Below are 11,699 nucleotides of genomic sequence, written 5' to 3'. Positions count from 1 at the left end.
TTTAATTCACCCTTTCTAATTTTTCGTTACTTGCTGCAATTAATAAGTTTAATTTGGCTAATGCTTTTCCAGAGTCAATGCTATGTGCCGCGAGTTTAATTCCTTCTTCAATCGTCTTTGCTTTTCCATTTGCGAAAAGAGCAAGCCCTGCATTTAATAAAACTGTATCGCGATAAACACTCTTTTCTCCGCTTAATACTCCGAGTGTAATCTTTGCATTTTCTTTCGAACTTCCGCCTCTAATCTCTTCATTTTTCACTATTGAGAAACCGTATTTCTCGGGTTTAATACTCGTTTCTACTATTTCATTTTCTTTTAAAATGACAACATGATTTTCTCCTTGCAATGATGCTTCATCTAAAAACCCACTTCCGTTTACAACAAGTGCTTGTTTTCTTCCTAGTTTCTGTAGTACTTGCGCAACTGGTAGTAACATATCTCGTTTATAAATGCCGACAAATTGTGTTTCTAAATTCACCGGATTCGTTAACGGTCCAATTAAGTTAAAGATCGTCGGAACGTTTAATTCTTTTCTTATTTTCATAATGCGCTTTAATGCTGGATGCATCGCTGGTGCGAATAAAAATGCGATTCCGACATGCTCTAATAAATAATCAATTTCGTTTGGCGTACTACTAATATTTACACCGAGTTCTTCTAATAAATCTGCACTTCCTGTTTTACTAGAAACAGCACGATTACCATGTTTTGCAACCTTTACGTCAGCTCCTGCCAGTACAAATGCTGATGTTGTACTAATATTAAACGTTTGGGCACCGTCACCACCTGTCCCGCAATTGTCCATCGCGCCTTGTATATGATTCGAAAACGGTAATGCCTTTTCGCGAAGAGCTCGAACGAGACCGTATATTTCTTCTGCCGTTTCACCTTTCGCTTTCAGTAAGACTAAGAAAGCTGCAATTTCACTTTCCAATATGTTTTCATTTAATAAAAGAAGCCCCGCTTTATACATTTCCTCTTCTGTTAAATGTTGTCCCTCCACCAATTTACGAAGATAGTTATTCATACTCTTTCCTCCTCTTTCACTTCGCCTAAAAAGGCACGTATTAACTTTCCGCCTTCTTCTGTCGCGATTGATTCCGGATGAAACTGTAATCCGAAGAGCGGATAATAATTGTGACGAACTGCCATTATTTCTCCATCGTCCATCGCTGTCGCTAATATGTCAAAACACTGTGGCAAGCTCGTTTGTGCTGCAACAAGAGAATGATAGCGCATCGCTGTTAGCGGCTGCGTCACATATGAAAAGATTGACGTTCCGTTATGTTTCACACGCGATGTTTTTCCGTGTTTAATGCGCTCTGCTCTTACAATCTCTCCTCCAAACGCTGATATAATCGCCTGATGGCCAAGGCAAATACCTAATATGGGAACGTTCTTATAAAAATGACGAATTACTTCAATACAAATACCAGCCTCCTCTGGTTTTCCTGGTCCTGGTGAAAGTACAATTCCTTTCGGCTTCATTTCTTCTAATTGTTCTATCGTTATTTGATCATTTCTTACGACAACAATCTCTTCTTCGTATTCGCCTAATAGTTGATACAAGTTATATGTGAATGAATCATAATTATCGATCAGTACAATCATTTCATTACCTCCAATAGCGCTCTCGCTTTATTTAATGTTTCTTCATATTCAGCTACTGGATCTGAATCGTAAACGATACCCGCTCCTGCCTGAACGTATGCTTTTTCATCCTTTACGACCATCGTTCGAATGGCGAGCGCCATGTCAAGATTCCCTGAAAAACTAACGTATCCAACTGCACCTGCATATACATTTCTTTTTTCATTCTCTAGCTCATTTATAATTTCCATCGCTCTAATTTTCGGAGCGCCTGACACTGTTCCTGCTGGTAAACAATACGCTAATGCATCAAATCCGCTCATTCGTTTTCGCAATGTTCCGTAAACTTCAGATACAATGTGCATAACGTGAGAATATTTTTCTACTTTCATATATTTATCTATCGTCACGGATCCAATTTCACTTACTCTGCCAATATCATTCCGCCCAAGGTCCACAAGCATCATATGCTCCGCTCGTTCTTTCTCATTTTCTAACAGCTCTTTTTCAATTTCCTTATCTTCCTGCTTTGTCTTCCCTCTCGGTCTCGTACCAGCAATTGGATTCGTCATCACTTTATCTTCTCTTACTGATAACAAACTTTCCGGCGAAGAACCGAGTACAACATAATTTTGAAAATCGATATAGAACATATATGGTGATGGATTGGCAATTCGTAGTTTTCGGTATAACGCGAATGGATCACCAATACATTCACTTTGCAAACGCTGGGATAATACGACTTGGAATATGTCCCCGGCCCGAATGTATTCTTTCGCCGTTTCTACCATCGTGCAAAATTCTTTTTCTGTTATAGAAGATGTGAATGATAATGTCGATTTTGTTTCAATTACTTCCGCTTCTTCTCCCTGTAACACTTGCTCTTTGTATACTTGCAATCTTTCATATACTTCTTCATAATCTGCTGAAGCATCTTCCCTGCATACATATACAAATGATAATTTTTGGCGTAAGTGGTCATACACGATAAACTCACGGTACAGTAAAAGGTGTACTTCTGGAATATTCAATGGATCGTGTAAATCTGCTCCAATGTTTTCATATTGACGAATGACGTCATAGCCAATATAACCAACTGCTCCTCCGCAAAACGGAAATGGACTGTCTACTTGAGCTGACGCGATTTCTTCTTCTAACACTTGTAGTACGTTACTTTGCAACTTTTCTGACCTGCCGTAAATGGTTCGTTCCACTTCTGTACCAGCACTTTTCACTTCACCATATGGATTACAACCTAAGTAAGAATAGCGCCCTTTATCTTGATGAAGCTGTGAGCTTTCTAATAAAAATTTCTTCTTCCCTTTCATACGTCTATATAAAGAAATTGGCGTAATGCTATCTCCTTCTTCTTCAGCGATTACTAAAAATGCTCTTCCCTGTTCTTTTTGCTTCATAAATTCCTCTTTTGTCATCATGCCTTTCACCTCAATCTGAAAAATAAAAAAGTCCCCTACATATCGAAAATATGTAGAGGACGATAAATTTACCGTGGTACCACCTCATGTTGGACGCAAAAGCATCCCGCTTTATTCAGGTACAAAATATATACCTTATCCTTGTAACGGCGGAACCCGGGTTGCCTACTGAAAAGAATTGTTCAGCATACCTCTCGTAAGCCCATTCCGTATATGGCACCGCACCGGGCTCCCACCTACCCCCGGCTCTCTGTAACGTCTCCAATATACGTACTCTTCTTACTTCAACGATTTCATTTATTTAATTTTTTGTACACAAAAAGGGAGTACTCATCCTATAGAAAGGACGGGTACTCCCGTGGTGCCACCTTAATTCGTTACGAATGTAACGCACTTTACCGTATCAAAAACAATACGTGTCTCTCGTATCGATGAGATCATGTCGCCAAAGCCTACTTCTTTCGTTTCGGTTTGGAAGCTCCGAAGCCCATTCCACATCAATTCCATACTGATTCGCACCAACCATCAGCTCTCTGACATGTTCATCATGTGTACTCTTCTTCATCAACGCTTGCATTTTTTTAAGTTGCACTCATTATAGACCTAACTTTTTTCACAAGTCAATACTTTTTAAAAAAATTTATTTTTCTCTTCTTTCAATATTATATTGACAAAACAACCTCTTTTTATGTAAATATAATAAATACTCTATTAAAAATAAGGTTTTTTGTATGAATATTATATACTAAAAAAGTAAAATGACATCAAAAAACGCTTACATTTCTGAAAATTCGTATTTCTGTATGGATTTTTCAGAATAATCATGATAGATTATAAAGTGAAACTTTAATCAGTGGGGATTTTGTCCATCCCCCACTGATTATTAGTTGAACCAATCGGGCATTTACGGGCAGTTGATCTCCCACCTAACTTCCTTGCCCAGCCGATTTTAAGGTGGGAGTTTTACTGCCCGTTAATGCGGGATAAATATGCATAACGCATCAAAAGACATGACAAAAGGAAGGGGAACTACATGAGTACGCAGATGTTAACTTTAACTTCTATCTCTATTTACATGCTCGGGATGTTAGTGATTGGCTATTTCGCCTATAAACGAACGTCCAACTTAACAGATTATATGCTTGGCGGGCGTACACTAGGCCCCGCAGTAACAGCATTAAGTGCTGGAGCATCCGATATGAGTGGTTGGCTTTTAATGGGGTTACCCGGTGCAATGTTTAGCGTTGGATTAAGTAGTAGTTGGATTGCGATCGGCCTAACACTAGGCGCATACGCAAACTGGCTATATGTCGCTCCTCGCTTACGTACCTACTCAGAAATTGCAAACAACTCTATTACTATCCCAGAATTTTTGGAACACCGTTTCCAAGACAAATCCCATATGCTACGCTTAGTATCTGGACTTGTTATTATGATTTTCTTTACTTTTTATGTAGCTTCAGGATTAGTTTCAGGCGCTGTATTATTTGAAAATTCATTTGGTATGAACTACCATGTTGGATTATTCATTGTTGCAGGCGTTGTTGTCGCTTACACGTTATTTGGTGGTTTCTTAGCAGTAAGTTGGACAGACTTCGTGCAAGGAATCATTATGGTAATTGCTCTTATTCTTGTTCCTACTGTTACAATTATGAATGTAAATGGGCTTGGTCCAGCATTTAGCACAATTAAATCAATTGATCCAACATTATTAGACATTTTTAAAGGCACTTCTGTATTAGGTATTATTTCATTATTCGCATGGGGCCTTGGTTATGTTGGACAACCACATATTATCGTACGATTTATGGCAATTTCTTCTGTAAAAGAAATTAAAAGTGCAAGACGAATTGGTATGAGCTGGATGATTTTCTCTGTTGTTGGAGCTATGTTTACTGGTCTTATCGGTATTGCATACTACTCAGACAAAGGATTAAAGCTATCCAATCCAGAGACAATTTTCCTTGAACTGGGGAAAATTTTATTCCACCCGCTTATTACTGGATTTTTATTAGCAGCTATTTTAGCAGCTATTATGAGTACAATTTCATCTCAGTTACTCGTTACTTCTAGTGCTGTAACGGAAGACTTATATCGTACTTTCTTTAAACGTTCTGCTTCTGATAAAGAGCTTGTATTTGTCGGCCGTATGGCTGTTCTTGTTATTGCATTAGTTGGGTGTGCATTAGCGTTTAAACAAAATGATACGATTTTAGCTCTTGTTGGATACGCTTGGGCTGGATTTGGCTCTTCATTCGGACCTGCTATTTTATTAAGCTTATATTGGAAACGTATGACGAAGTGGGGCGCACTTGCTGGTATGATTTCTGGTGCCGCTACTGTTATTATATGGACGCAATTCAAATTCTTAAAAGAATTCTTATATGAAATGATTCCTGGTTTTACTATTAGTTTACTAGTAATCGTAATTGTTAGTTTACTAACACAGCCTTCAAAAGAAACTACAGAGCAATTTGAGAATTTCGAAAAACAACATAGTCATAATTTATAAAGGAAAAGCTCTGCTGTTATCGTATCAGCAGAGCTTTCTTTTTTCTCAAAGTTCGACAATCTTCTGCTCGAATTTAACAATTTCTTTATGTTTCATTAAATTAAACGTAACACTACTCCTTTATAGTAGTACTATCAGCACTTATACAGAAAGGGGACTCCAACATGTTAGCAGCTTTCCAGCAACAACAAACACGAAAATTTTCACCTATCACCAATACTTCTGCGTCTTGTTTGAACATACAACCTAATCCACCTAAAATTTCAATCGCTCCTTCTGTTATTTCAGTCATCGGTGTTCATATGGAAAAAAATAAGTTGAAAATAAGAACTGGCCAAAGCACTGAGTTGTCCGCCACTGTTTTGCCAGTACAAGCAACCAATAACGAACTTATTTGGACAAATATGAATGCTGATGTTATCACACTGTATCCAAAAGGTGATACAGTAACGATTACTGGAAAAAGTGCAGGTAGAGCAGTCGTAATTGTTACAACTGCTGAAGGTAAGTTCAGGGACCTATGTATCATTCATGTACAACCTTATATGACAAACCCAAAGTAAAAGAGTGGCTATGAAGCCACTCTTTTACTTTATTTCAATGTGTGGATTTTTACTTGTAACGAGATTGATAAATTGCTCTTTATCTTTAGGAGAAATAATTTCTGTTTGATGTGTATCGTAAAAAATTTCAAGTCGATCAAGTGACAATGCATAGGCTGCTATTGGATTTTTCGTATTTGAAATTTGTTTTATATCTCGTATCAATATGCGCTTTTTCACGAAACCGGATCTAATAGTAATTGTTTCTTCTCCAACAATATATTTTGTTGAAAACCAACTCCACATCAATAAGATAGATAATGGGATTGTGAAAAACAAAAGAAAATATTCCCTTCCTGCAAATATTGGAGCAAAACACGCTCCAATGATAACGAAAAAAATCGGATATAACCAGGCATCTTTTTTTGATAGAAACTCCATTTCCCTCCCCCTTCTACGCCCGTATTTCTATAAAACAAAAAGAGAAGTATCACAACTTCTCTTTTCTCTCTTAACATTATAATTCCTGTGTATAAACAGGCTCGTTTACGACATTTTTTGCTGTTCTTTTTTGTTGCTGCAATAAGAAAACAGATACACCAAACAATACGAGTATGCTACCGATCATTTGCATAGCATTTAATCTTTCCCCAAGTAAGAAGAACGCTAGTATTGATGCTCCAACTGGTTCCCCTAAAATACTCATCGAAATTGTTGTTGCATTTACGTAGTTTAATAGCCAGTTATTAATGACGTGTGACACTGTCGGCACGACCGCAAGTAAAAGAAAAATGGTCCAATCCCACTTTGTATAACCTGTAAAAGGCACTTGCAATACTATATTATAAATCCCCATAAAAATACCGGCGAATGCAAAGACTGTAAAGCTGTAAATCCAGTGTGATACTTTCTTTACTGTCGTTTGGCCGATAAATAAATAACCGACAACTGCTATTACACTTAAAAAGGATAATATATCGCCATAAATTGCTTGTTCACTTAGTCCTAAATCTCCCCAACCAATACACACTACACCTAATATCGCAATTCCCATTGTCGCAATGGCTGAGTATGTTGTTCTTTCTTTAAATAAGAAAAAACCTCCAACTAAAGATACGATTGGTTGAAGCGCTAAAATAATCGTCGAACTCGCAACTGTTGTATGCTTTAAAGATTCAAACCATAAAAGAAAATGAAGTGCTAAAAAGAAACCAGATCCAATTAAAAATCCCCAATCTTTTATTTGAATCTTACTAAACTCTTCCCGTTTTTTCCAAACGATAGGCAGCATAAGAAGTACGATAATCCATAATCGATACATACTTAATATGGAAGATGGTGCCGAGGACATCTTTACAAAAACTGCTGCGAATGAAATGGCTATAATGGAAATAGCTAATGGTAGCGCGATTGACCTTTCTTGTTTCAAATTCCGTCTCCCCTCTCACCTGTCAAAAATCCCACTTCATTATATCCGTTTTCTTCCCTAACTTAAATACTAATTTTTTAGATTCTTCGTACCATTATGGTAAAATAGAAACGAAAGCACCTATTAGTGAATATTTCTTTCTTTTTCACTACAAGCGTCGCTCTTACAATTATTACAGTAAATTTTTATTTAGGGGGATCTACATGAATCAAACAATTGGGAGAATTGAAGAGATTTCATTTTATAGTGCATCACTTCAAGAAGATGTTACACTTCTCGTTTACTTACCGGTAAATTACACACCGCTGCACAAACATACAGTGGTCATTGCACAAGATGGCAGAGATTATTTTCAGCTTGGTAAAGCACACCGTGTAATTGAGCGCCTTCGTGAAACTGAAGAAATTGACCGCACAATTATTGTCGGTATTCCATATAAAAATGTACACGATCGTAAAGAAAAATATTTCCCAAATGAGGTAAAAAACGCTGCGTATATTCGTTTCCTTGCTCATGAACTTGCACCATATATCGATGAAAATTATCCAACGTACCAAATGGGAAAAGGTCGTGTGTTAATTGGAGATTCTCTTGGCGGGACAGTTTCCTTTATGACCGCACTTATGTATCCGCATACATTCGGTAAAGTCGTTATGCAATCACCTTTTGTAGATGAAACAGTAATGAACTTAGCAAAAGACTTCAAAAATCCGGAGGCACTAGAGCTTTATCACGTTATTGGGACAGAAGAAACAGCTGTAAAGCGCACTGATGGACAAGTATCTGATTTCGTAGGGCCGAACCGTGAGCTTCATACGCTTCTGACAGATAGAAATTTCATCACGCATTACGAGGAGTTTGAAGGTAATCATACGTGGAAATATTGGCAAACTGATTTACCGAAAGCTTTCTCTCATATGCTATCAATGAAATAATAGAGAGCAGTATTCAGAATAATTTGATATAATAGATTAAGAGAGTTATTTTCTCAAAATCTAACTAGACTTACAAAGGGAGGAATTGGAACATGAAATTAGGCATTGTAATTTTTCCATCTAAAATGATTCAAGATAAAGCGAACGGATTGCGTAAACGTTATGATCCGCACTACGCATTAGTTCCGCCACATATTACATTGAAAACACCCTTTGAGACACAAGATGAACAATTAGAATCGATTGTAAACGAGTTACATACAATCGCAAGTAAAACGAACCCTTTCACCCTTCATGTTGGAAAAGTTGGTTCATTCGCACCTGTTAATAATGTTATTTATTTTAAAGTAGAAAAAACACCTGAACTTACTTTCTTAAATGAGGAAATGCATAGCGGATTCTTTACACAAGAACGCGAATACGCTTTTGTACCTCATTTAACAATTGGACAAGGCTTATCAGATGCAGAGCATGCTGATGTACTAGGTCGATTACGTATGAAAGATTTCTATTACGAACAACCAATTGACCGCTTCCACCTTCTATATCAATTAGAAAACGGAACATGGACTGTACACGAAACATTCCGCCTTGGAAAGGGGAACAACTAATTTGCATGCACAGATCGTACAAACGGACGAACAACTAAGAGATGCATTCTCTGTACGTAAGCAAGTATTTGTGAAGGAACAGCAAGTTTCTGCCGAAGAAGAGTATGATGAGTTTGAAGAAACTTCCATACACGTTGTTATATATGATAATGATGTTCCCGTTGGTGCTGGGCGTTTTCGCACCATTGATGGAATAGGAAAAATGGAACGCATTTGCGTACTAGCTTCCCATCGAAAAAAAGGCATCGGAAAAATTGTTATGAATGCACTTGAAGCATATGCGAAGGAAAACTCGCTACCAAAATTGAAGCTGCATGCTCAAACACATGCTGAAGATTTCTATAAGAAACTTGGATATGTAACGAATTCTGATGTATTTATGGAAGCAAATATTCCTCACATCGTTATGATAAAAGAATTGTAATTTGAAAACAGGAGGTATCCCCTCCTGTTTTTTACATTGCTATTTTCTTTTTCTTCCGCTAAAGTTAAATGTTGATGCTATAGTTTTGAAGGTGAATATATGACACAAGAAAAATTTTCACAAAAATCATTAACGCACGCTGATATTCCACGTGCAACATATCATATTCCGAAAACATCTACCCATTTAATTATGGCAGAAGATGCAGATGCGGCGTATTTCCGCGCTCTCGAACAGCAAAATGTATTTTTAAATGAAAAACAATTAGAAGCCGTACGAACGACAGAAGGCCCTGTTCTTACACTGGCTGGTGCCGGAAGCGGGAAAACATCTGTTTTAACAACTCGCGTCGGTTATTTAGTAAATGTAAAACAAGTTCATCCGCGAAATATTTTATTACTTACATTTACACAAAAAGCGGCTGAAGAAATCCGAAATCGTGTAGCGAATTTACCGGGTATGAATCATGCTGCAAGTAGCTACGTTGTTGCTGGTACATTCCACTCTGTCTTTTTAAAATTGCTTCGTAGTCAAGGATATAATCAGCAAATTTTAGCAAACGAAAAACATAAACAAATTATGATAAAGAAAATTTTAAAAGAATTGCGTTTAAAAGACGATTATGATGCTGAAACGATGCTCGCGATGATTTCACTTGAGAAAAACAAATTAAATCGTCCGAAAGATGTAAAAGCAAAAACACCCGTTGAACAAGAATTTAAAGAAGTATACGAGCGTTTTGAAGAAGTGAAACAACGATATAATTATATTGATTTCGATGACATCTTATTAGAAACATATTATATGTTAGAAAATAACGCTCCTTTGCTTACCCAATTACAACAACGTTTCCACTATATTGAAGTAGATGAGTTCCAAGATACATCGTATGCTCAATATGAAATTGTAAAATTGTTAGCTTCGCCAAGAAATAATTTATTTATCGCAGGTGATGACGATCAAGCTATATACGGCTGGCGAGGAGCAAGTCACCAAATTATTTTATCTTTTCCAAAAGAATTTGATAACACTACGATTATCGCCCTTAATACGAATTATCGATCCAATCCTTTTATTGTCGGACTTGGAAATGAAGTTATCAAACTAAATCAAGAAAGGTTTGATAAAGAGCTATATTCTGTTCGTGAAGAAGGTGTACAACCTTTTTATGCAAGACCGGCTACGACTCTTGATGAAGCAAATCAAATTTTGCAGCTCATTCAAGAAAAAGTAGATAGTGGTGAACGAAATTATAAAGATTTTTGTTTGCTGTATCGCACACATTCTGTAAGCCGTTCGTTACTTGATCAGCTTACCATTCATAAAATCCCGTTTATTAAGCACGGTGCGAGTCAATCATTTTATGAACATTCTTTAATTAAGCCTGTATTGGATCATTTACGACTAGTAATTGAACCATTTCGATTAGAATCACTTTCAAACATATTACCAACGATGTATATCGGGCGTGATGATTGTATTTCATTTATTGAACGTGAACAATGGAAATATGGTGAAGGCCGTTTCCCTTCTCTTCTTCATTTCTTATTATTAAATCCGAACTTAAAACCTTTTCAAGTGAAAAAGGTAAATGAGCGTATCGATTTTATTAAATTTATAAAAGAATTAGAACCGAAAAAAGCATTAAAAGAAATTATTCATGGTAAAGGAAAGTATTTAGAGTACTTACAAAGTAACGATCGTTCTTCCTTTACGATGCATAAAGATATACAAGAAGAAATGTTAGAAGAATTAATGGAGTCAGCAAATCGTTTCACCGACATTCCAGCTTATTTACAATTTATTGATGAAGCCATTCAAGGGCAAAAAGAAATGGAAGCATTAAAAACAATGCCGCCAAAAGATGCTGTTTCGCTTATGTCTATTCATAACGCAAAAGGCCTTGAATTTCCATGTGTCTTTTTACTCGGGGCGAGCGATGGTATTCTGCCTCATACTTCTTCTTTAAAAGATGCAAACGATCGTGTTACAGAGACTTCTGAAGCTTTAGAAGAAGAACGCCGACTACTTTATGTCGCAATTACACGTGCGAAAGAAGAATTGTACATTTCCTCTCCGCAATTTTTTAGAGGAAAAAAATTAGATGTATCTCGCTTTTTGTATACTGTGCGAAAAGATTTACCTGAAAAGACATCCACGAAATAAGGATGTCTTTTTTTATATTGCAATATGTACATCCCTCCTATATAAATTCCTCTT

11 protein-coding genes and 2 other annotated features are annotated in these 11,699 nt (G+C 36.8%); of the genes, 6 read left to right on the top strand and 5 right to left on the bottom strand.

Features of this window, described 5'->3' with window-relative positions; translation table 11 throughout:
* Position 1: 1 nt before the first annotated feature.
* Genes trpD through trpE form a run of 3 tightly spaced genes read right to left on the bottom strand, consistent with a single transcriptional unit; the run spans position 2 to position 3,026 of the window.
* On the bottom strand, positions 2-1,027 hold the full coding sequence (trpD, locus tag BGI23_RS06265; RefSeq protein ID WP_070805511.1) for an anthranilate phosphoribosyltransferase: 1,026 nt from the start codon (positions 1,025-1,027) through the stop codon (positions 2-4).
* Positions 1,024-1,611, bottom strand: a complete 588-nt coding sequence (locus BGI23_RS06260; RefSeq protein WP_000636346.1) for an aminodeoxychorismate/anthranilate synthase component II — start codon at positions 1,609-1,611, stop codon at positions 1,024-1,026. The genes trpD and BGI23_RS06260 overlap by 4 nt, the downstream gene beginning before the upstream one ends.
* The gene (gene trpE, locus BGI23_RS06255) at positions 1,608-3,026 is read right to left on the bottom strand and encodes an anthranilate synthase component I (RefSeq protein WP_070805510.1); all 1,419 of its coding nucleotides are present in this window, start codon (positions 3,024-3,026) and stop codon (positions 1,608-1,610) included. Before trpE ends, BGI23_RS06260 begins: the two co-directional genes overlap by 4 nt.
* Positions 3,027-3,078: 52 nt before the next feature.
* Positions 3,079-3,323: a binding site (T-box leader), on the bottom strand.
* A 42-nt stretch (positions 3,324-3,365) separates the two neighbouring features.
* Positions 3,366-3,603 (bottom strand) — a binding site (T-box leader).
* A 456-nt stretch (positions 3,604-4,059) separates the two neighbouring features.
* Here trpE and putP point away from each other — a divergent pair.
* Positions 4,060-5,538 carry a sodium/proline symporter PutP gene (putP, locus tag BGI23_RS06245; protein WP_070805509.1) on the top strand — a complete coding sequence of 493 codons (1,479 nt, stop codon included), beginning with the start codon at positions 4,060-4,062 and terminating at the stop codon, positions 5,536-5,538.
* Positions 5,539-5,702: 164 nt separating this feature from the next.
* A complete protein-coding gene (locus BGI23_RS06240) occupies positions 5,703-6,101 on the top strand; it encodes an Ig-like domain-containing protein (RefSeq protein ID WP_000878719.1) in 399 nt (132 codons plus the stop codon).
* Between the two features lie 24 nt (positions 6,102-6,125).
* Here the strand turns inward: BGI23_RS06240 and BGI23_RS06235 are convergent, their stop codons facing one another.
* Together BGI23_RS06235 and BGI23_RS06230 are read right to left on the bottom strand one after the other, a co-directional pair.
* The gene (locus BGI23_RS06235; protein WP_070805508.1) at positions 6,126-6,521 is read right to left on the bottom strand and encodes a PH domain-containing protein; all 396 of its coding nucleotides are present in this window, start codon (positions 6,519-6,521) and stop codon (positions 6,126-6,128) included.
* A gap of 76 nt (positions 6,522-6,597) precedes the next feature.
* Positions 6,598-7,509 carry a DMT family transporter gene (locus BGI23_RS06230; RefSeq protein WP_044792734.1) on the bottom strand — a complete coding sequence of 304 codons (912 nt, stop codon included), beginning with the start codon at positions 7,507-7,509 and terminating at the stop codon, positions 6,598-6,600.
* A gap of 203 nt (positions 7,510-7,712) precedes the next feature.
* Here BGI23_RS06230 and BGI23_RS06225 point away from each other — a divergent pair, with 203 nt between their 5' ends.
* The 4 genes from BGI23_RS06225 to BGI23_RS06210 all read left to right on the top strand — a co-directional run bounded on the left by BGI23_RS06225 (position 7,713) and on the right by BGI23_RS06210 (position 11,645).
* Positions 7,713-8,444, top strand: a complete 732-nt coding sequence (locus tag BGI23_RS06225) for an alpha/beta hydrolase (RefSeq protein ID WP_070805507.1) — start codon at positions 7,713-7,715, stop codon at positions 8,442-8,444.
* Positions 8,445-8,536: 92 nt separating this feature from the next.
* Complete coding sequence (locus BGI23_RS06220) at positions 8,537-9,055, top strand: YjcG family protein (protein ID WP_000765876.1); 519 nt, start codon at positions 8,537-8,539, stop codon at positions 9,053-9,055.
* A gap of 1 nt (position 9,056) precedes the next feature.
* The gene (locus tag BGI23_RS06215; protein ID WP_000543279.1) at positions 9,057-9,479 is read left to right on the top strand and encodes a GNAT family N-acetyltransferase; all 423 of its coding nucleotides are present in this window, start codon (positions 9,057-9,059) and stop codon (positions 9,477-9,479) included.
* A 99-nt stretch (positions 9,480-9,578) separates the two neighbouring features.
* On the top strand, positions 9,579-11,645 hold the full coding sequence (locus BGI23_RS06210; RefSeq protein ID WP_070805506.1) for an ATP-dependent helicase: 2,067 nt from the start codon (positions 9,579-9,581) through the stop codon (positions 11,643-11,645).
* The last annotated feature ends 54 nt before the right edge of the window (positions 11,646-11,699 follow it).

This window comes from Bacillus sp. ABP14, from assembly GCF_001831375.1.
Taxonomy (GTDB): domain Bacteria; phylum Bacillota; class Bacilli; order Bacillales; family Bacillaceae_G; genus Bacillus_A; species Bacillus_A paranthracis.
Note: the sequence above shows the minus strand (reverse complement) of the source record. Positions and strands in the feature narration are given on the sequence as shown.